Source organism: Escherichia sp. MR (assembly GCF_005280595.1).
GTDB lineage: Bacteria > Pseudomonadota > Gammaproteobacteria > Enterobacterales > Enterobacteriaceae > Escherichia > Escherichia ruysiae.
The window spans coordinates 1-19,543 of sequence record NZ_SZVK01000006.1 but is presented as its reverse complement, the minus strand read 5'-3'; the positions used below and the strand labels follow the sequence as shown (position 1 = coordinate 19,543).

21 protein-coding genes are annotated in these 19,543 nt (G+C 49.2%); 6 read left to right on the top strand and 15 right to left on the bottom strand.

What is annotated here, in order from left to right:
* The first annotated feature begins 102 nt into the window (after nt 1-102).
* A complete protein-coding gene (araJ, locus tag FC814_RS04155; protein ID WP_032224900.1) occupies nt 103-1,296 on the top strand; it encodes an MFS transporter AraJ in 1,194 nt (397 codons plus the stop codon).
* A gap of 232 nt (nt 1,297-1,528) precedes the next feature.
* Here araJ and mak read toward each other — a convergent pair whose 3' ends face one another.
* Nucleotides 1,529-2,437: a fructokinase gene (gene mak / locus FC814_RS04150; protein WP_205713600.1), complete on the bottom strand. Its 909-nt coding sequence runs from the start codon at nt 2,435-2,437 to the stop codon at nt 1,529-1,531.
* A gap of 124 nt (nt 2,438-2,561) precedes the next feature.
* Here mak and rdgC point away from each other — a divergent pair, with 124 nt between their 5' ends.
* Complete coding sequence (gene rdgC, locus FC814_RS04145) at nt 2,562-3,473, top strand: recombination-associated protein RdgC (protein WP_024165072.1); 912 nt, start codon at nt 2,562-2,564, stop codon at nt 3,471-3,473.
* 355 nt (nt 3,474-3,828) lie between these two features.
* On the opposite strand, the gene ppnP is transcribed toward rdgC, so the two are convergent.
* The 5 genes from ppnP to FC814_RS04120 all read right to left on the bottom strand — a co-directional run bounded on the left by ppnP (nt 3,829) and on the right by FC814_RS04120 (nt 6,526).
* Nucleotides 3,829-4,113: a pyrimidine/purine nucleoside phosphorylase gene (gene ppnP / locus FC814_RS04140; protein ID WP_000941942.1), complete on the bottom strand. Its 285-nt coding sequence runs from the start codon at nt 4,111-4,113 to the stop codon at nt 3,829-3,831.
* 71 nt (nt 4,114-4,184) lie between these two features.
* Nucleotides 4,185-4,862 carry an AroM family protein gene (locus FC814_RS04135; protein WP_001276432.1) on the bottom strand — a complete coding sequence of 226 codons (678 nt, stop codon included), beginning with the start codon at nt 4,860-4,862 and terminating at the stop codon, nt 4,185-4,187.
* 257 nt (nt 4,863-5,119) lie between these two features.
* Complete coding sequence (gene yaiA, locus FC814_RS04130) at nt 5,120-5,311, bottom strand: protein YaiA (RefSeq protein WP_001142439.1); 192 nt, start codon at nt 5,309-5,311, stop codon at nt 5,120-5,122.
* Between the two features lie 49 nt (nt 5,312-5,360).
* A complete protein-coding gene (aroL, locus tag FC814_RS04125; protein WP_137325560.1) occupies nt 5,361-5,885 on the bottom strand; it encodes a shikimate kinase AroL in 525 nt (174 codons plus the stop codon).
* 182 nt (nt 5,886-6,067) lie between these two features.
* Complete coding sequence (locus tag FC814_RS04120) at nt 6,068-6,526, bottom strand: YaiI/YqxD family protein (protein ID WP_000158147.1); 459 nt, start codon at nt 6,524-6,526, stop codon at nt 6,068-6,070.
* A 119-nt stretch (nt 6,527-6,645) separates the two neighbouring features.
* On the opposite strand from FC814_RS04120, the gene proC reads away from it, so the two are divergent.
* The gene (gene proC, locus FC814_RS04115; RefSeq protein WP_010344698.1) at nt 6,646-7,455 is read left to right on the top strand and encodes a pyrroline-5-carboxylate reductase; all 810 of its coding nucleotides are present in this window, start codon (nt 6,646-6,648) and stop codon (nt 7,453-7,455) included.
* Nucleotides 7,456-7,472: 17 nt separating this feature from the next.
* Here proC and adrA read toward each other — a convergent pair whose 3' ends face one another.
* The 4 genes from adrA to iraP form a co-directional block, all read right to left on the bottom strand.
* Complete coding sequence (gene adrA, locus FC814_RS04110) at nt 7,473-8,588, bottom strand: diguanylate cyclase AdrA (protein ID WP_000484073.1); 1,116 nt, start codon at nt 8,586-8,588, stop codon at nt 7,473-7,475.
* 101 nt (nt 8,589-8,689) lie between these two features.
* Nucleotides 8,690-9,010 (bottom strand): phosphate starvation-inducible protein PsiF, encoded by a 321-nt coding sequence (psiF, locus tag FC814_RS04105; RefSeq protein ID WP_010344700.1) that lies wholly within the window; start codon nt 9,008-9,010, stop codon nt 8,690-8,692.
* Nucleotides 9,011-9,131: 121 nt separating this feature from the next.
* Entirely contained in the window at nt 9,132-10,544 is a 1,413-nt protein-coding gene (gene phoA, locus FC814_RS04100) for an alkaline phosphatase (protein ID WP_137325559.1), read from the bottom strand.
* A 101-nt stretch (nt 10,545-10,645) separates the two neighbouring features.
* Nucleotides 10,646-10,906 (bottom strand): anti-adapter protein IraP, encoded by a 261-nt coding sequence (iraP, locus tag FC814_RS04095; RefSeq protein WP_000792977.1) that lies wholly within the window; start codon nt 10,904-10,906, stop codon nt 10,646-10,648.
* 460 nt (nt 10,907-11,366) lie between these two features.
* On the opposite strand from iraP, the gene ddlA reads away from it, so the two are divergent.
* Entirely contained in the window at nt 11,367-12,461 is a 1,095-nt protein-coding gene (gene ddlA / locus FC814_RS04085; protein ID WP_000413688.1) for a D-alanine--D-alanine ligase, read from the top strand.
* Nucleotides 12,462-12,665: 204 nt separating this feature from the next.
* On the opposite strand, the gene FC814_RS04080 is transcribed toward ddlA, so the two are convergent.
* Nucleotides 12,666-12,878, bottom strand: a complete 213-nt coding sequence (locus FC814_RS04080; protein WP_016159209.1) for a DUF2754 domain-containing protein — start codon at nt 12,876-12,878, stop codon at nt 12,666-12,668.
* Nucleotides 12,879-13,137: 259 nt separating this feature from the next.
* Here FC814_RS04080 and FC814_RS04075 point away from each other — a divergent pair, with 259 nt between their 5' ends.
* Entirely contained in the window at nt 13,138-13,446 is a 309-nt protein-coding gene (locus tag FC814_RS04075) for a YaiY family protein (protein WP_000763150.1), read from the top strand.
* Between the two features lie 58 nt (nt 13,447-13,504).
* Here FC814_RS04075 and yaiW read toward each other — a convergent pair whose 3' ends face one another.
* Complete coding sequence (yaiW, locus tag FC814_RS04070; protein ID WP_000084714.1) at nt 13,505-14,599, bottom strand: surface-exposed outer membrane lipoprotein YaiW; 1,095 nt, start codon at nt 14,597-14,599, stop codon at nt 13,505-13,507.
* Between the two features lie 12 nt (nt 14,600-14,611).
* Nucleotides 14,612-15,832, bottom strand: a complete 1,221-nt coding sequence (sbmA, locus tag FC814_RS04065) for a peptide antibiotic transporter SbmA (RefSeq protein WP_000477003.1) — start codon at nt 15,830-15,832, stop codon at nt 14,612-14,614.
* Between the two features lie 351 nt (nt 15,833-16,183).
* Between sbmA and ampH the strand changes: the two genes are divergently transcribed.
* A complete protein-coding gene (gene ampH, locus FC814_RS04060; RefSeq protein WP_000830753.1) occupies nt 16,184-17,341 on the top strand; it encodes a D-alanyl-D-alanine-carboxypeptidase/endopeptidase AmpH in 1,158 nt (385 codons plus the stop codon).
* On the opposite strand, the gene iprA is transcribed toward ampH, so the two are convergent.
* The gene (iprA, locus tag FC814_RS04055; protein WP_024212617.1) at nt 17,342-17,965 is read right to left on the bottom strand and encodes a hydrogen peroxide resistance inhibitor IprA; all 624 of its coding nucleotides are present in this window, start codon (nt 17,963-17,965) and stop codon (nt 17,342-17,344) included.
* Nucleotides 17,966-18,050: 85 nt separating this feature from the next.
* On the bottom strand, nt 18,051-19,543 hold a 1,493-nt coding region (locus FC814_RS04050), incomplete at its 5' end, for an autotransporter outer membrane beta-barrel domain-containing protein (protein WP_301546355.1).

Below are 19,543 nucleotides of genomic sequence, written 5' to 3'. Positions count from 1 at the left end.
AGAAGGGCGAATTATCTCTTGGCCTCGCTGGTCGTTATCCTGCAAGCTATCACTTTATTGGCTACGGTGATTCGTAGCCGTCCTGGTGGTTGTGATGGTGGTATGAAAAAAGTCATTTTATCTTTGGCTCTGGGCACGTTTGGTTTGGGGATGGCCGAATTTGGCATTATGGGCGTGCTCACGGAGCTGGCGCATAACGTAGGAATTTCGATTCCTGCTGCCGGGCATATGATCTCGTATTATGCGCTGGGGGTGGTGGTCGGTGCGCCAATCATCGCCCTCTTTTCCAGCCGCTACTCACTCAAACATATCTTGTTGTTTCTGGTGGCGTTGTGCGTCATTGGCAACGCCATGTTCACGCTCTCTTCGTCTTACCTGATGCTCGCCATTGGTCGGCTGGTTTCCGGCTTTCCGCATGGTGCATTTTTTGGTGTCGGAGCAATCGTGTTATCGAAAATTATCAAACCCGGCAAAGTCACCGCCGCCGTGGCGGGGATGGTTTCCGGGATGACAGTCGCCAATCTGCTGGGCATTCCGCTGGGAACGTATTTAAGTCAGGAATTTAGCTGGCGTTACACCTTTTTATTGATCGCTGTTTTTAATATTGCGGTGATGGCATCGGTCTATTTTTGGGTGCCGGATATTCGCGACGAGGCGAAAGGAAAGCTGCGCGAACAATTTCACTTTTTGCGTAGCCCCGCACCGTGGTTAATTTTTGCCGCCACGATGTTTGGCAATGCCGGTGTATTTGCCTGGTTCAGCTACGTAAAACCTTACATGATGTTTATCTCCGGTTTTTCGGAAACGGCGATGACGTTTATTATGATGTTAGTTGGGCTGGGGATGGTTCTGGGAAATATTCTAAGTGGACGTATTTCAGGACGTTACTCGCCTTTGCGTATTGCAGCAGTAACTGACTTCATTATTGTGCTGGCGTTGCTCATGCTTTTTTTCTTCGGCGGCATGAAAACAACGTCGCTTATTTTTGCTTTTATTTGTTGCGCAGGGTTATTTGCCCTTTCGGCACCGCTGCAAATATTGTTACTGCAAAATGCCAAAGGCGGAGAATTATTAGGTGCCGCAGGCGGGCAAATAGCGTTTAACCTCGGCAGCGCCGTCGGCGCATATTGCGGTGGTATGATGCTGACGCTGGGGCTGGCATATAATTATGTGGCGCTGCCTGCTGCCCTGCTCTCGTTTGCAGCGATGTCTTCGTTGCTGCTGTATGGTCGCTATAAGCGCCAGCAAGTGGCGGACAGTCCGGTGCTGGCGAAACCACTGGGTAAGTTGCACTAACTGTGCGCGTTGTTTATTGCCGGATGCGGCGTGAACGCCTTATCCGACCACGAGCTGCTCATTTCGTAGGCCTGATAAGACACGCCAGTGTCGCATCAGGCATCTGAGCACGGTGCCGGATGCGGCGCGAGCGCCTTATCCGGCCTACGGGCTCCGGGACGGCTCATTTTGTAGGCCTGGTAAGGCGCGGCAAGCGTCGCATCAGGCATGATGTACCAATTACCTGAATTTTTTACTCTTGCGGCCATAACCACGCGGCGCCGCGTACGCCGCTGGAATCACCATGCTTCGCCTTGCGCACCGGCGTTTCACATTCGCCGCCGAAGACAAATTGTTTAATCAACTGCGGAACCGTTTGATATAAACGGTCAACATTGCTCATCCCGCCCCCCAGCACAATCACATCCGGGTCGAGAATATTCACCACGTGTGCCAGCGACTTTGCCAGCCGCAGCTCATAGCGACGCAATGCCAGCTCTGCAACCGGATCGCTTTCTTCAACCAGGCGGATAATTTCACTACCTTTCAGCGCATGTCCGCTCAACCGATGATAATCCGTCGCGAATCCCGTGCCCGAAATAAAGGTTTCAATACAACCTTTTTTACCGCAATAACAAGGGACTTCTTCGCGATAACGCAGTTCATCTTCGTCCATCCACGGTAGCGGATTATGTCCCCACTCACCTGCCGTGCCGTTGCCGCCAATATGCGCCCGCCCATTGAACGCCACGCCCGCGCCGCATCCCGTACCGATAATCACGGCAAATACCGTCTGCGCTCCCGCTGCCGCGCCATCTACCGCTTCCGAAACCGCCAGACAGTTGGCGTCATTTGCCAGGCGCACTTCCCGCTGCAACCGCGCGCTTAAGTCTTTATCGAATGGCTGACCATTAAGCCAGGTCGAATTAGCGTTTTTCACCACGCCGGTGTAGGGCGAAATCGAGCCGGGAATGCCCATGCCTACTGTTCCGCTCTGCCCCGTCGCCTGCTCCGCCATATCAACCAACGTGGCGATTGTTTCAATGGTCTGCCGATAATCATCACGCGGCGTGGGCAGACGATGACGGTACAATTGCTCTCCTGCATCGCCCAGTGCAATCACTTCAGTTTTGGTGCCACCTAAATCGATACCTATACGCACGGTACTCTCCTTATTTTTTTCAATATCAATAGCGTAGAGACGGACAACCGGATTGGCAATGCAAGGCCGCCGACAATTCGTTATCATGCCCGCTAAATTTAACGACAAGGCCGTGGAAATTATCATGCTGTGGTTCAAAAATTTAATGGTTTACCGTCTTAGCCGCGAAATTTCGCTGCGTGCAGAAGAGATGGAAAAACAGCTAGCCTCGATGGCATTTACCCCATGCGGAAGCCAGGACATGGCGAAGATGGGCTGGGTTCCTCCGATGGGATCGCACAGCGATGCATTAACGCACGTTGCCAATGGTCAAATTGTTATCTGCGCGCGTAAAGAAGAAAAAATCCTTCCGTCTCCGGTGATTAAACAGGCGCTGGAAGCGAAAATCGCCAAACTGGAAGCAGAACAGGCGCGTAAGCTGAAGAAAACCGAAAAAGATTCGCTGAAAGATGAAGTGCTGCACTCTCTGTTACCGCGCGCTTTTAGCCGCTTCAGCCAGACCATGATGTGGATCGACACGGTTAACGGGTTGATTATGGTGGACTGCGCCAGCGCCAAAAAAGCAGAAGATACGCTGGCACTGCTGCGTAAAAGCCTGGGGTCGTTACCGGTTGTGCCATTGACCATGGAAAACCCGATTGAACTGACGCTGACCGAATGGGTACGCTCCGGTAGCGCGGCGCAGGGCTTCCAGTTGCTTGATGAAGCCGAGCTGAAATCGCTGCTGGAAGATGGCGGCGTGATCCGCGCGAAGAAACAGGATCTGACCAGCGAAGAGATCACCAATCACATTGAAGCCGGAAAAGTGGTGACTAAACTGGCGCTCGACTGGCAGCAGCGCATTCAGTTTGTGATGTGTGATGATGGTTCGCTCAAACGCCTGAAATTCTGCGACGAACTGCGCGATCAAAACGAAGATATCGACCGAGAAGATTTCGCCCAGCGTTTTGACGCCGATTTCATCCTGATGACCGGTGAACTGGCGGCATTAATTCAAAACCTGATCGAAGGATTGGGTGGCGAAGCACAACGTTAATTGCTGATTTGCCTTCAATGCCGGATGCGACGCCAGACGCGTCTTATCCGGCGTAAAAAGTCAAACCTGACATTGATATAATCATTCGCGATTTTTAAGGCGATAACCGGTGTTTCCACTATTTTAAATTACGCGCGGATAACTGATGCAATGAATTTATAGACGGTTCGTCAAAGTCAGTAATACAAGTTATCAACCTATTATTTTTATTCACAATCTTCGCTAAGGTTTATATCAATTTGATATTTTATGTATATATCGAAAATATAAAAACCAGCAGCCACTGGCGTTTATTATTACCAAAATAAAGAATATTCCAGAAAAATGCCCTCCCATTAAATGGGAAGGCGAGATATTACAGATAGCGGCACAAATAAGAGGTCGGTTCAGCAACTTGCAGATGGAACTCGCTGTGGCCGGGAACATTAAATACAGAGCCGGCTTCATACACTTGCCAGTCGGTCGCGTCAGGCAGTAACACATTCAGCGCCCCGCTGATTACCGTCATCTCTTCAGGTTCGGCGGTGCTGAAGGTGTATTCGCCTTCAACCATGACACCAACGCTGGCGCGACCAGTGCTGCTGCTGGAAAAGCCGATCGATTTCACTTTGCCGGAAAAGTACTCATTACTTTGAAGCATAAACTGGCCCTGTCTGGTAGTTGAACGTCTACTTCACTATAGGGGCCAGAGGCGCTGGCTGTCACGCAAAATCACATCAGTAATTCTGCAGCCAGCCTTGTAATCAATACGTTAGAGAGCAAAACAGGAACATCGAGCTGTTTTTGCAGTAAATCACGATGGCGCTGATTAAATCCCAAACAATCCAGCATGATGACATCCGCACCGTTTTCCAGTAGTTCTTTCCCGGCATCAATGATTTTCTGTTCAGAATCATGAATAGGGTTCCCCAGGGAAAACAAGGGCGGTTTCTGCAAGATTTGCCATTTTTGTGCCTGAACGTGCAACAGTTCTTCAACCGGTACGATTACACCGACCTGATGACCTTCGACAATGGTAGAAACCAGCGGTGGCAATATACGCAACGGCTCCAGAAAGATTGTATTACGCGCCGTCATACTGCTAATGTTTGCCGTACTCATCAACAAAATGACGTCGTAACCCTGGTTATCAAGCACTTCAACCACGCTTTGCAGATCGCGTTCTACTTTACGACGCGAGACGTGAGCCGGTTGATTGTCATTTAATAATGTAAGAATCGTTTCTTCGCCTGCTTCTGGCGCATACTCCGCCATCACTTCTTCGCGGCTTAACTTCCCCAGCAGGCTATGATGGGAAATGTTATTTTCGTCAATGTACTCAGTCAGGAGCGGTAAAACTTCCTGCATAGGTACAATGCCGATGGTCAGGATCGCCAACGACGCACTCATTGTTATTCCACCTTACTTTTACTTCGTCGTTAATTACCGGGCAAATGTTAAGCACCACTGCTGGCACTTACCTGTGCTACAAATGACAAAAAGCGTAGCAGTAGACGCGCCCGGAATAATGTAAAGATTCCAAATGATTCCAGTAATAGATTGTTATTGTTTAATATTCTAATTATTTGAAAAACATGAATTGTGAAAAATGTGACGCAGATCCTTTGTAGTAGCACTCAGAGTCCCTTCCGAGCAGTCTGATACGGTCACTCTTTGTCAGGATCCTCATAGCGTTTTTTAGCATCCATCGCTTCCTGAGCGGTCGGATGTTCGCTGATTAAAGAGTCAGGTTTGGGATGATCGGCTCTGAGCTGATACCAGGTTACGGTCTGCCCTGGTTTTCCTTTTTCAATCGTTACAATATATGCTTCACGAGGATAAGGCGGTTTCGTTGGCATCGTTCTTCCTTATTTCACGGGATGAACGTTAAGTATAGGCGCTCGGGAGTCAACAATTGATCGTCTGTGCCAGGGCGCTACGAATTTCAGAAATCACCTGACTGGGTTCATTATTAGCGTTAATGATAATATGCGCGACTTCACGATATAACACATCGCGTTCTTCCAGTACTTCCTGAACTTCTTCACTTAGCGGCTTTCCGGTTAAAGTTGGCCGCAAATCCTCTTCGGGTGCCGCTTGCAGGCGATTAACCAGTACCGCTACTGGCGCACACAGATAAACCACAATCCCGTTATTACGCATGTAGTGACGATTAAATTCCGTCAGAATAATGCCGCCCCCCGTGGCGATAACGGTCGATGGTGCTGTCACCGCTTCCAGTGCTGCGGTTTCTCTGGCGCGAAATCCGGCCCACTCTTCCCTTTCGACGATCTCCGCGACCGTCATATTGAGCTGTGATTGCAACCACTGGTCGGTATCGACAAACCGACGGTTAAGCGAATCGGCAAGAGCCATTCCGACCGTTGTTTTACCACAGCCCCGAGGCCCGATCAGAAAAAGAGGTTGTGTCATCGTGGGTTTTCCCCAAAAGGTCGCAATGCGGCGAAAGCCGGGTTCGTAAGAATAGCGATCATACCATCAAGCTAGTACAATTTCGATTGTAAAGAAATGATTCCACTTAGGGTGAAATTTTCAATACACTCTTTACTATACCAAGAAATACTCAAGAAAGAAGTGTAACTAATAAATTACATTCATGAGCGACTACGTTGCACTTCCAGCCACCACTTTTCCAGTTCAGCGGCGAATGCCTGGCGGTCACGCTGCGAAAAGCTATCTGGCCCTCCGGTCTGGATACCACTGGCGCGTAAGGTATCCATAAAATCGCGCATCATCAGACGTTCACGAATGGTCGCTGGCGTGTAACGTTCACCACGTGGATTAAGTGCCGCTGCTCCCTTCTCAATGGCTTCAGAAGCCAGAGGAATGTCTGCGGTGATCACCAAATCGCCCGCTTCACACTGACGTACAATTTCATTATCGGCAACGTCAAAACCTGCCGCGACGCGTAGCGTGCGAATAAACGGCGATGGCGGTACACGTAAACTCTGGTTAGCCACCAGTACCAGCGGCATTTGCATACGTTCAGCCGCGCGATACAAAATCTCTTTAATTACATTGGGACACGCGTCGGCGTCCACCCAAATTGTCATAAAGTCATCCTTTGTTGGGTAATCCTCTATTGTGTCGCGCTTTTGCCTTCCGGCATAGTTCTGTTTATGCTTCTGCCAGCGATTATCAAAACAATGAATTTCACGGCAGGAGTGAGGCAATGGAAAAGAAAATCGGTTTTATTGGCTGCGGTAATATGGGAAAAGCCATTCTCGGCGGTCTGATTGCCAGTGGTCAGGTGCTTCCAGGGCAAATCTGGGTGTATACCCCCTCCCCGGATAAAGTCGCTGCTTTACACGATCAATTCGGCATCAACGCCGCAGAGTCAGCGCAGGAAGTGGCACAAATCACCGACATCGTTTTTGCCGCCGTTAAACCGGGCATCATGATCAAAGTGCTTAGTGAAATCACGTCCAGCCTGAATAAAGACTCGCTGGTTGTCTCTATTGCAGCGGGCGTCACACTCGACCAACTTGCCCGCGCACTGGGCCATGACCGGAAAATTATCCGCGCGATGCCAAATACCCCTGCGCTGGTCAATGCCGGGATGACTTCCGTAACGCCAAACGCGCTGGTTACGCCTGAAGATACTGCTGATGTGCTAAATATTTTCCGCTGCTTTGGCGAGGCGGAAGTGATTGCCGAACCAATGATCCATCCGGTGGTCGGCGTGAGTGGTTCTTCTCCTGCCTATGTCTTTATGTTTATCGAAGCGATGGCCGACGCAGCCGTGCTGGGGGGAATGCCACGCGCGCAGGCGTATAAATTTGCCGCCCAGGCGGTAATGGGTTCTGCAAAAATGGTGCTGGAAACCGGAGAACATCCGGGCGCGTTGAAAGATATGGTTTGCTCACCAGGAGGCACCACCATTGAAGCGGTGCGCGTACTGGAAGAGAAAGGTTTCCGTGCCGCAGTGATCGAAGCAATGACGAAGTGTATGGAAAAATCAGAAAAACTTAGCAAGTCCTGATGCACTCTCCCCGGACGTCAGGCCGCCACTTCGGTGCGGTTACGTCCGGCTTTCTTTGCTTTATAAAGTGCCATATCTGCCGATTTCAGCCACTCACGATAGTGACTCATTTGCGGGCTCAGCGGCGCGACACCGACACTTATCCGCAACATTACCTGCGGCGTATTTGGTAAACGTAATGTATTTAACCCTTCATGTACCCGTAACATGGCGGTAATGGCATTTTCTGCTGGCGTACCAGACATAATCACCGCAAATTCATCCCCCCCAAAACGACCAATCACATCACTACCGCGCAGAGTAATTTGTAACTGACGGGTGAGAGCAACTATCGCTTCATCGCCCACATCGTGGCCCCAGGTGTCGTTGATACTTTTGAAATGGTCGATATCGATGATTAACAACGTCGCATCGCGGTTATGTCGCCGACAATTATCAAACTCATTGCGCAACATTAGTTCCCAGTGACGCCTGTTGTAAACGCCCGTCATGCCATCGCGGGTACTCATTACCTGCAATCTGCGTTTATGTTCTGCAAGTTTTGTTGCCGTCTGATAGCTAACCCAGCCAAACAGCAAAGGATAAATGACGATAATGGGCAGTGAGAGCCACCATTCCAGCGGCGCACTATTTAGTGACACCGTGATACCCGTCAGTTCGAGGGTGACAAGGCAGGAAACGACCATCAGCACCAGACCAGCGACAAACAGACGAGGGCCACCGGCTCCCATCAAATTCAGACACATAATCATCAACATCGCGATCGAAGGCAGCACGTTTACGCCCATCACGCCTACCCACATTCCCGCTAACACCGCATCGGTTTTTAAGTTGTAAATTTCCCGACCAAGCGGATCAATGGCTCTGCTCGCTAACTGCCAGGCTAAATGCGGCCAGACAAAAGCCCAGCCCACTAACACCAGCCACCACCAGCCCGACGGCGGATGCGAAACCAGCGTTGAAGCAATCGGTAAGAACATCCCCGCCAGTCCTACCATACGGGGTAACCTGACGCGCCGGGCGAAGCGCAGCCCGGAACGCTGATGTTCGTTTTGAGGAGTTAATGGTGGTTCCTCCCCGTGCGCCGCCGCTTTTTTGAAAAAATTTTCATCATTCATTATTTTTGGGAACATTCAGAAACAATTTTCCCAAATTATAGAGATGGGGCGAAAAGCGGAAGTATGATATTTCGGGTGAGCCATTTTCTTAGCTCACCCGTTAGCACTATCAGGGATCAGGCGGCGTTCTTAAGGCAAGTGCTCATAAACTTATTGCGATCATCGCCTTTCAGAGATTGCTGCGTCGCCTGGCCATTGCATTCACGCATCTTCTGCTGCTGCGGCGTCAAGCTCTTCTCGCCGGGCGCAGATTTGCTGTTCTTCAGGCAATCACTCATATACGTCTTACGGGCATCCCCTTTCAACGCCTTCGCCGTCGCCTGTTGATTACAGGAGGTCATACGTTGTTGTTGCGGGGTTAACGTCTTCTCGGCAGCGCCGACAGTGGTTAAAAAAACTAAACCGAATAACAGGGTAACCAGTAATGTTATTTTCATAGCACCATCCCTCTTCACATTTTAACCAAGAGCGTTTGCGCCCGTGATCTGCCTTTAAGTCTGGTTGCTAACAGAAAAAATACCAACCGGCGGCAAAAATTCACCGCCAGATGCGTTTTGACTACAGACCCAGCGCGGCTTTCATGGTGTAGAAGAGATCGGTCTGATCGGTCAGACCAACCACATTGGCAGCGTAAGAACCATAAGCGGCAATACGCAACTGGCTGCCGGTATGTTCTTGTGAATCTTCTTCCGAGTTACCGTAGCTCATTACCATCACCGCACCATCTTTGGTCATTAATGCCTGAGTCAGACCCGGAGCTTTGGTATCCGGCGCGACAATCTGGCTGGCGTGAGCGTGGTCAGCGGTAACTATCACCAATGTATTGCCATCTTTTTTGGCAAACTCAAGCGCACGTTGTACCGCTTCATCGAGGTCAATCGTCTCACCAATTTGCCCACAAGGATTAGCGGCATGATCCTGTTTATCGATAGATGCACCTTCAACTTGCAGGAAGAATCCTTTCTCGTTTTTACTCAATAACTCAATAGCTTTATCGGTCATCTGCGCTAACGTCGGCACACTGTCATTTCGTTGCGGATTCGGGGTACAGGTTACTGCGGGTTTATCGATATTACCGTGATAAGACGCCTTCGGCCCTTCCCAACGAACTGGCATATTGCCGTCAGAAAACAGCCCAAGTAGCGGTTTATCCTGATTTGCCTCCGTTACTGCCTCCAGCGATGCTGCGTCACTCACTAACTGATAGCCGCGAGCCTGCGCCTGTTCACGCAGCGTTTTTCCCTGCCACTCACCGGCGGTTGCCGTTTCTGCAAACGTTTTTGCACCGCCGCCAAGCGTAACATCGGCACGGGCGTTAAGAAGTTGTTCGGTAATGGAACCTTTACCGCCTTTTTCCAGCGCATTACTTGGGCATTTTTCACTGGTCACGCTCGGTCCGTAGCATTTGCGCGATGTCACATGCGCCACCAGCGCGGCGGGTGTGGCATCCTGCAATTCTGCCGTTGAAACGTTGCCGGTCGCCAGTCCTGCGGCTTTTGCTATCTCCAGAATCGTTGGATGATCTTTTTCATGAATATCGACGCCCAGCGCGCCGTTATAAGTTTTGACGCCAGTTGACCAGGCGGTTGCTGATGCAGCGGAGTCGGTGACATAGTCCGGTTTACCGGTTTTTTTATCCAGCGAGTAGTGGGTGTATTGTCCGGTAAGCGGTAAGGCATCGATTCCTTTAAAAAAACCGCCCGCACCTTCGGCATAATTTCGTGCGGCAGTTATTTCCGAATCCCCCATCCCATCGCCAATAAGTAAAATAATATTTTTCGCCGGTTTATCGCTAAGAGAATCACGCAAGGCAGCAGTCTGATCGCCAGTTAAACGGCGAGCGCCGCCCGGCGTAGTAATATCTCCTTGTGCAGCTCGTTTTTCCAGAATGGGTACATCAGGTGTCCGGGCTTTTGTCACAGGGGTAAACAGTAACGGTAAGAGAGCCAGTGCAATAGTGCTTTGTTTCACTTTATTTTCTCCATGTACAAATACAGTAAAAAATAAAAACAAAGCGACTATAAGTCTCTGCCGTGACAGCTTTATGACAACGGTTGAAAAGGTTTAACGTTTTACTGACGAGGATGCCTCAATAACTTTTTTACGTAATCGCGCAGCAGCTCCGTATCGTCGTCAGGAATGCTGGCATCGGGCTTTACCGCGTACAGTGCCCCCTCAACCTGATCAATCAACTGCTGTTGGTCTTTTTGCGTCATATTGCGAAGCATCGCGGTGACTATAATCTCCAGTGCCTCAACCTGCGCGCACAGTTCTTTCGACTCTTCTTCTTTTTGGGCAAGCTTAAATAACAACTCAGCAATGAGATTTTTCATGTCTGTATTTCCTTATCCAAAGTATGGAGAAGTTAACATTATGCTTCATAACTGCATAGGGGTTGTAAGTAGTATTTTTATGACACAGGAAATACTTTGCAAAAATATTTGCACATATTTATCAGCGAAACGTTTCTCTTATTTAAATAATTCCCTTATAAATAAAACAGCTATTCAATTATAAAGCATTAATATAATAAAAAGTTATGAAATATATTTACTTCGTTAACTTATTATTAAGCTATTCACTGATTGAACCATGGTTAATACCAGAGATAAATTAGCTTCCCGTTCATCATTTTTGTGATCTAACGCACATAATTTAGCCATTGATATTTCTCAGTCAGTACGCTGGGCGCTTTGTGACCAGAAGATTGCAACATTCTGTCAGAAGGCCGCGAATCAACCGTTTCGTCGTGGTAATGTATGTGCTTTATGTTCGACGGGATAGGTTTTTAAGATGGAAAAACTGCGGGTAGGTATCGTTTTTGGTGGAAAATCAGCGGAACATGAAGTGTCTTTGCAATCGGCAAAAAACATTGTTGATGCCATTGATAAAAGTCGCTTCGACGTTGTGCTGCTGGGCATTGATAAACAAGGGCAATGGCACGTCAGCGATGCCAGTAATTATCTGCTAAACGCAGACGATCCTGCCCATATTGCGTTGCGTCCTTCGGCGACCAGCCTTGCGCAGGTGCCGGGTAAACATGAACACCAGCTTATTGATGCACAGAATGGTCAACCATTACCAACGGTGGATGTCATTTTCCCGATTGTCCACGGTACGCTGGGCGAAGATGGCTCCCTGCAGGGGATGTTACGCGTCGCCAATTTACCATTTGTTGGTTCCGATGTTCTGGCTTCTGCTGCATGTATGGATAAAGATGTCACCAAACGTCTACTGCGTGATGCCGGATTGAACATCGCGCCATTTATTACCCTGACGCGCGCCAATCGCCACAACATCAGTTTTGCCGAAGTGAAGTCTAAACTGGGTTTACCGCTGTTTGTAAAACCGGCTAACCAGGGTTCCTCCGTAGGCGTCAGCAAAGTAACCAGCGAAGAACAGTATACAATTGCCGTCGATCTGGCGTTCGAGTTCGATCACAAAGTGATCGTTGAGCAAGGAATCAAAGGGCGTGAGATCGAATGCGCGGTTCTGGGCAATGACAATCCGCAGGCCAGCACCTGTGGCGAGATCGTACTGACCAGTGATTTCTACGCCTACGACACCAAATACATTGATGAAGATGGTGCAAAAGTGGTGGTTCCGGCGACCATTGCGCCAGAAATCAACGATAAGATCCGGGCGATTGCGGTTAAGGCTTACCAGACGTTGGGATGTGCTGGCATGGCGCGTGTAGACGTCTTTTTAACGCCGGAAAACGAAGTGGTGATCAACGAGATCAACACGCTGCCAGGCTTCACTAATATCAGCATGTATCCGAAATTGTGGCAAGCCAGCGGCCTGAGTTACACCGACCTGATCACGCGTTTGATTGAGCTGGCACTGGAACGTCATGCTGCGGATAACGCATTGAAAACCACTATGTAATTTTCAATCGCCCGGTAATATTTTTATTGGCCGTTTAAGACTGATAGCAAAGGTAAGATTGCCTGATACGCTTCGCTTACCAGGCCTACCAGATAATTGCAATGTATTGATTTTGCACTATTTTGTAGGCAGGGTAAGACGTTCAAGCCATATCCGGCAAAACAACGAACACTTTGTCAGCACTCCAGAACGCCCAATCCTCTGTTATTGGGCGTTTTCAGTATCCTCTTCGCGACGACGAATAATCATTCCCGCCAGCCAGAAACTGATCACCCACGTCAGCAGACCGACTGCATAGGTTTGCCAGCCTTTTGCTTCAAATCCCAGCAACCCCACCACACCGTTAAGAATGAAAATCAGGCCAATAGCGAACGCATAATAGTGCCAGTCACGGCGGATTTTTACAGGCAGATTCATGGCGGCTCCGTTAACGAAAAATCACATCCTCGCATAATCGATAACATACGTCTGTGGTGTAGACAGCATTTCCCGTATCGTTAAAAAATTTAACTTAAAGTTACCGTTTTGTGACTCATGGCGAATATTCACGCTTCGGGAATATTCCCACCATCAATTTACCATGATTCTGATATTGACAATCTAAATGACCTGTCAGACTTGCCATAAGCCGCTGGTATCACACCAGAAGAGAAGCAGATGACTTCCGGAGGTTTTTATGGCTGATTTCACCCTGTCAAAATCGCTGTTTAGCGGAAAATATCGCAACGCCTCTTCAACGCCTGGCAACATTGCCTATGCGCTGTTTGTACTGTTTTGCTTTTGGGCTGGGGCGCAATTGCTTAATCTCCTGGTACATGCGCCCGGCGTTTATGAGCGTTTGATGCAGGTGCAAGAGACAGGCCGTCCACGGGTGGAAATTGGTCTGGGAGTCGGCACTATTTTCGGGCTGATCCCGTTTTTAGTTGGCTGCTTCATTTTTGCAGTGGTGGCGCTATGGCTGCACTGGCGACATCGCCGCCAGTAAGATTTACTTTGCCAGATGCGGCCTAAAACGCCTTATCTGGCCTGGTGTTCTCGATTGATCACTGTTTCATACAACGCGCGCGTCGTTCATCAACGCGCTTCGCAAACCATGCGGTGGTAAGATTACGGGTGATTTTCGGGCTTTCCAACTGAATGCCAGGCAACATCTCTCGTGGCAGAGATTTCCCCGTTTTCGCTTCTGCAAGCTGATAAACTTTCTTGTACAGCGCCGTCTCTTCAAAAGAGAAGCTATCCCCTTTCTCTAACTGTCGGCGGATTTCGCTGTCGCTCATTCCCAGTTTGCCCGCCAGTTTGCGCGTTGCCAGTTCTGTTTTCCCAGGCTCTTTGCTGTCATAGCGAATTAAATCACCATCCAGCGCCAGCTTCACGCCGCTGGCTTTACTGACCGCGTTCTGAAACGCGGCATTCCGGCTGGCATACCAGCCAGCGTTAAAATCGGCAAAACGGAAGATTGGCGCACTGTAACTCGCAGGATAATTCAGTAAATGGTAAGTACCGAACCACAAGCCACCGCGACGACTGAAGACTTCCTGACGTACCGTTCCGTCCATTTTCCACGGATAACCTTTGGTATGCTGTTCGGCAAAAGCAATGCTGACCTGCATCGGCCCACCGGTGCGTACCGGGTTGAGCGAACCAAACAGCGTCTGCCCCATCGGCACCATGCTGATCAGATCATCAAAAATCGCGCTTAACTGCTTTTCTGTACGCACAGAATCTAACCGTTCGCTGTAACTTTTGCCGTTTGGCGATTTAATTTTTAGCGCGGTATGAACCAAAAACGCGGGGATATGCATCCGTTCGGCGCGACGGTCAATCTCTTGCCAGGCAATTTTGCTTAAGCCCGGAACAGCCGGATCTGCCTGATAATTTGACTCCTGCTGCGCCACTGCCAGCACCGAGCAGACGTTTTCCAGCGTCGGTGCCAGCCCCTGACTTTCAAAAGTGGTGGCAAGATCTTTCGCCCAGGCATCGCGGTCTTTCACGCTGGCGGGTAGCTTCTGCCGCACCACGCTCGCCACATCTATCGCTTTTTCACCCTTTTTCAACGGTTGCGGAGCCTGACTACTACACCCCGCTAAAACCAGAACTACCAATAATGAAAGCGAAGAAAGACGAGTGACCTGCGACATTACCTCTCCTTTTTAACTCAACGTATGGGTTACTTCCTGAATTTTGTCACTATCCAGCTCATGTTCAAAGCTACGCAGACGTTTGTAGATAGACATCAGCTCAACCAGCGTAGTCCACGAGTTAATCAGATACTGGAAAGCACCACGAACCTGACCGAAAACGTTGGTAATTTGCGTCATCAGTCCGAGCGTAATCGTACCGGCAACAATCGACGGAAACAGCAGGAACAAACCGAAAACGTTATCGACTTGCAAATAGAGGATACGGGCGATGTTGAAATACATATAGTGAAAATAGAGGCGGAAATAGTTTTTCCGCACGGCGCTGAACAACTCACGTACCGTTGGCGGCGTCGCGCGCGATGCATCATCTTCACCGTAGACCAACTCTTTACGATAAGCCGCTTCTACGCGTTGGTTTTTAAATTCCAGCCCCGGCAGTTTGATACCCACAACCGCCAGCAATCCGGTTCCCATCAACGACCATACGATGGCTGCAATCACCAGTCCATATGGTATATGCCCGATAATCGGCAATTCCGGTACATGTGCGGAGAGCGTCACCAGTACCGGTAAGAAAGCGATTAACGTCATGATAGCGTTAATAAAACTGACACCCATATTCTCCAGCGTTGAGGCAAAACGCATAGTATCTTCCTGCACACGCTGGGCGGCACCTTCGATATGACGCAGTTGTTGCCAGTTCGCCATGTAATATTCGTTCATCGCCGTACGCCAGCGAAACACGTAATGGCTGACAAAGAAGTTGTTCAGCACACTGATTACCACAGCAATCAGCGCGATTCCAAGAAAGACGCCCACTTCGCGATAAAATTGTTCGATGGTGACTTTATGCGGCGAACTTAGCGCGGTTTGAATCAGGTCATAGAACGGTGCATACCAGGCGTTGACGGCAACCCCAACTTCCACCAGAAACCAGGTAACGAAGATAATCAGCGCAGTGCCGAGTATTGACCAGTATTGCCAACGATGCGGACTGTAGATAAACCAGAACAGCGCAAAAAGCCCTACACAAACAATGTAGTAAGCGTAAAAAACCAGGAAGTCTAACGACCAGAAACGTGCGGCGCTAATCGGGATCTGCCCAGTAGCTCCGGTGATACGCGCCACCCAATCACCACCACCGGCTTGCCAGAAGATCACGGCAATCAGTGCCCAAATAAAGGCCGAGAGAAAAAAGGCTCCCGGCTTTGGGAAAAAAGACTTAAACATATGCTCTCCTGCTAACTTCTTATCGTTTTAACAACTGCTGTGCATTAACCGCATGATTGCTCCGAGGAGCCAGCTAAATGAAACCGCCCATTGTGACCAACGGCAAGGTACTTAGTTCGTCATGCTGACCGTAAGAATTGTTTCGACGGATTTCACAAACAAAGGATTGTTTACATTAGCAGATTCACACGCGCAGGATCACAAATGCAGGCATTGGTGCTCAGGAAAAAGATCGTGTTTACGCGCCGTTACGTTTTTAACACTATTATTGCACTAATTCGCCCTTTGCAATCCATCTATGAGTAGTATAAATACGCTCAGTTACCTTCATTTAATTTATGGACACCACCGTTGAAACGTAGTCTGCTTTTTTCTGCCGTGCTGTGTGCGGCGTCATTGACCTCAGTCCATGCGGCGCAGCCGATCACCGAACCGGAGTTCGCCTCTGATATTGTCGATCGCTATGCCGATCATATTTTTTACGGCAGCGGTGCCACGGGGATGGCACTGGTCGTTATTGACGGTAATCAGCGCGTCTTTCGCAGTTATGGGGAAACGCGTCCCGGTAATAACGTTCGCCCACAATTAGACTCTGTAGTCCGAATTGCGTCCCTCACTAAACTGATGACCAGTGAAATGCTGGTTAAGCTGCTCGATCAAGGCACGGTGAAGTTAAACGACCCGTTAAGTAAATATGCTCCACCAGGCACACGCGTGCCGACCTACAATGGAAAGCCCATTACGCTGGTGAATCTGGCAACCCATACCAGCGCCCTGCCGCGTGAACAGCCTGGCGGTGCAGCAAATCGTCCGGTGTTTGTCTGGCCGACACGCGAACAACGCTGGAAATACCTTTCTACGGCGAAGCTGAAAGCCGCGCCCGGCAGTCAGGCTGCATACTCTAACCTTGCGTTTGATCTGCTGGCGGATGCGCTGGCGAATGCGTCCGGAAAGCCTTATACACAGTTGTTTGAAGAGCAGATCACTCGTCCGTTGGGGATGAAAGACACCACCTACACGCCATCGCCAGATCAGTGCCGACGTTTAATGGTTGCCGAGCGCGGTGCCAGTCCGTGCAATAACACGCTGGCGGCAATCGGTAGCGGCGGCGTCTATTCCACGCCTGGCGATATGATGCGCTGGATGCAGCAGTATTTGTCGTCTGATTTTTATCAGCGCAGTAACCAGGCGGATCGTATGCAGACGCTGATTTATCAACGCGCGCAGTTTACGAAAGTGATCGGCATGGATGTACCTGGCAGAGCGGATGCGCTCGGTTTAGGCTGGGTATATATGGCGCCGAAAGATGGGCGTCCGGGAATTATTCAGAAAACTGGTGGCGGCGGCGGATTCATTACCTATATGGCGATGATCCCGCAAAAAAATATTGGTGCTTTTGTGGTCGTCACTCGCTCGCCGTTGACTCGCTTTAAAAACATGAGCGATGGTATCAATGATCTGGTAACCGAACTGAGCGGGAATAAACCGCTGGTCATCCCCGCGTCCTGATTAATACTCTGAAGGCAAACGGTTGATAGCGACCAGTTTGCCTTTATTCATTTCGATATAGCCGCCTTTGCGCAAAGCCGCGAGAACTTCTGCGACGACGGAACGTGATATGCGTGTACGTTGATGGATATAATTCATCACACCAATACGTGCGCGTAATTCGTCATTCCAGTCAATCATTGATAATAAAGTGGCGCGAATTTGTTCGTAAGAATTATGTCCAATAAGCTGAACGTCACGTAATTCCAGAATTCGATTTTGCCACGCTAACCAGTAAAAAGCGTCACGCCAGAGTTGATGTTGTTCAATCAGAGAAATGGTTTGTCTGGCAGGCAGATGATATCCCGTACAGTTTCCTTCTGATATTAATTTGTATGGTATATCGTTTTTCATTAAACCATCAGCCAGTCCCATAATAAAAGGAGCCTGGGTAATACCGATAAGTACATTTTCTTCTCTACGCAGAGAGATAACACCTTCTAAAATAACGAATGTGTCTTCGCTATTAACGTCACTTGAAAATATAACTTGCTTTTCATTATTAAACTCGAAGCGAGTGCCGTATCTGGACAAACATTTATCGAGCTTACCAAATTCCTGAAGAGGTTTAACTACAGATAACATTTGCGCGTCCTTTGCAGTAATGCCCGTCAAATCCTTGACGGGCATTATTTAGATTAAATTACCTATTTCTTCGCAGTGAAGAATATTACCAAGTATATTTAACACCCACGTTCGCGGACCAGTCTTGATCTACGTCACCACCACCGAGGTAGTTAGCATCGGTATAGGCGCTGAAGTTTTTGGTGAAGCTGAACTGAGTACCCAGACCAACACGTACCGCAGACCCTTCAGTACCGTTATCGATGGAATCACCATTCACATCGTTATCGTTGTTAGAGTCGTCGTAAACGTAAGCCAGTTTGAAGTACGGAGTCAGAGCCTGGTCTTCGCTGTAGGTGAAGGTATAACCTGCATCTACACCCAGTTCATAACGCATGCTGTCGTAAGACTGACCGTCAACTTTCATGTCGTTGCTCAGCTGGTAGTCATCACCAGACTGGAACAGACCAGAAACGCTGCCGTAAGGAGTCACGTAACCAGCATCACCCAGTTTGAAGTCGTAACCGGCTTTCAAACCGAAGCCCCAAGCGTCGGAGTTGGTGCTACCGTCAACGTAAGTACCGTTGCTCATGGTTGCAGACAGATCGTTGTTGAAGTGAGAGTAGCTCAGGCTACCATCAACAAAGATGTTGTTCGCGAAGCGAGCAGAAGAGTAGATGTAGGCAGACTGGCTGTCTTGATCTACCTGACCAGAACGGTCGTTCATGTCACCTTTAGCGAAGCCTGCTGCTGCACCGACGATCCACTTAGCGTTGTTACCGTCAACTTTGGTATCAACACCGACCATGATGCCGTTAACATCCTGATCATAGTTGATGGTGCCGTTGTCGCCGTTAAAGTTACCACCGAAGTAGCTTACCCATGCGCCGCCGTTATCAGCCAGGCCATGACGAGAGTTGGTCAGACGAGTACCAACGGTGTCTTGTTCCAGGTTCCAGATATTGGTGTTTGCAGACGGGATGCTCAGCGCCATGTTAGCGTAGTCGGTCAGCTCCATCTGTTGCAGAACAACGGTGTTACCGCGCTGTTCAGCCTGATAGGTGTATGCACCCAGGTCAGCTTTGTTAGCAGCAGAGAAGGTAGCGTTGGTGTTGACGTCGTTTACGTAGATAATTTCTTTATCTTTGTAATCAGCGATTGCGCCAGCGCCAGTTGCGTTGTCGATACGAACTTTGTAGTTACCGGTCGCCGCAACAACGTTGTCTACAGAGCTGTTATCCAGTTCAGTACCGTTGTCTACGTCGCCGTTACCGTTGATAGTCAGGTGACCATCAGAGTTCATAGCAACAATACCATAGCCGTAGTTAGCCTGAGCAGTATCCCAGGTACGGTCGTTCACCAGGTCAGCGTTCAGAACATAATCGCTGCTGTTGATATCAAATACACCAGAAACCACGTTACCGTTATGGTCAGCGATGTTGCCGCTGGTCAGCTCCAGTTTATCGGTACGGAATGCTTCAGTATCAAACTGATCAACGTTCACATCCAGTACACCACCGTTAGGGTGATGCTGCCAACTTACTGATTTAGTGTATGATGGTGTTTTTGAGGTGCTCCAGTGGCTTCTGTTTCTATCAG

Bases quoted from the DNA above. Each gene is read 5' to 3' on its own strand.
- araJ (WP_032224900.1), top strand. From the start codon at position 103: ATGAAAAAAGTCATTTTATCTTTGGCTCTGGGCACGTTTGGTTTGGGG.
- rdgC (WP_024165072.1), top strand. From the start codon at position 2,562: ATGCTGTGGTTCAAAAATTTAATGGTTTACCGTCTTAGCCGCGAAATT.
- ppnP (WP_000941942.1), bottom strand. From the start codon at position 4,113: ATGCTTCAAAGTAATGAGTACTTTTCCGGCAAAGTGAAATCGATCGGC.
- FC814_RS04135 (WP_001276432.1), bottom strand. From the start codon at position 4,862: ATGAGTGCGTCGTTGGCGATCCTGACCATCGGCATTGTACCTATGCAG.
- yaiA (WP_001142439.1), bottom strand. From the start codon at position 5,311: ATGCCAACGAAACCGCCTTATCCTCGTGAAGCATATATTGTAACGATT.
- aroL (WP_137325560.1), bottom strand. From the start codon at position 5,885: ATGACACAACCTCTTTTTCTGATCGGGCCTCGGGGCTGTGGTAAAACA.
- FC814_RS04120 (WP_000158147.1), bottom strand. From the start codon at position 6,526: ATGACAATTTGGGTGGACGCCGACGCGTGTCCCAATGTAATTAAAGAG.
- proC (WP_010344698.1), top strand. From the start codon at position 6,646: ATGGAAAAGAAAATCGGTTTTATTGGCTGCGGTAATATGGGAAAAGCC.
- adrA (WP_000484073.1), bottom strand. From the start codon at position 8,588: ATGTTCCCAAAAATAATGAATGATGAAAATTTTTTCAAAAAAGCGGCG.
- psiF (WP_010344700.1), bottom strand. From the start codon at position 9,010: ATGAAAATAACATTACTGGTTACCCTGTTATTCGGTTTAGTTTTTTTA.
- iraP (WP_000792977.1), bottom strand. From the start codon at position 10,906: ATGAAAAATCTCATTGCTGAGTTGTTATTTAAGCTTGCCCAAAAAGAA.
- ddlA (WP_000413688.1), top strand. From the start codon at position 11,367: ATGGAAAAACTGCGGGTAGGTATCGTTTTTGGTGGAAAATCAGCGGAA.
- FC814_RS04080 (WP_016159209.1), bottom strand. From the start codon at position 12,878: ATGAATCTGCCTGTAAAAATCCGCCGTGACTGGCACTATTATGCGTTC.
- FC814_RS04075 (WP_000763150.1), top strand. From the start codon at position 13,138: ATGGCTGATTTCACCCTGTCAAAATCGCTGTTTAGCGGAAAATATCGC.
- yaiW (WP_000084714.1), bottom strand. From the start codon at position 14,599: ATGTCGCAGGTCACTCGTCTTTCTTCGCTTTCATTATTGGTAGTTCTG.
- sbmA (WP_000477003.1), bottom strand. From the start codon at position 15,832: ATGTTTAAGTCTTTTTTCCCAAAGCCGGGAGCCTTTTTTCTCTCGGCC.
- iprA (WP_024212617.1), bottom strand. From the start codon at position 17,965: ATGTTATCTGTAGTTAAACCTCTTCAGGAATTTGGTAAGCTCGATAAA.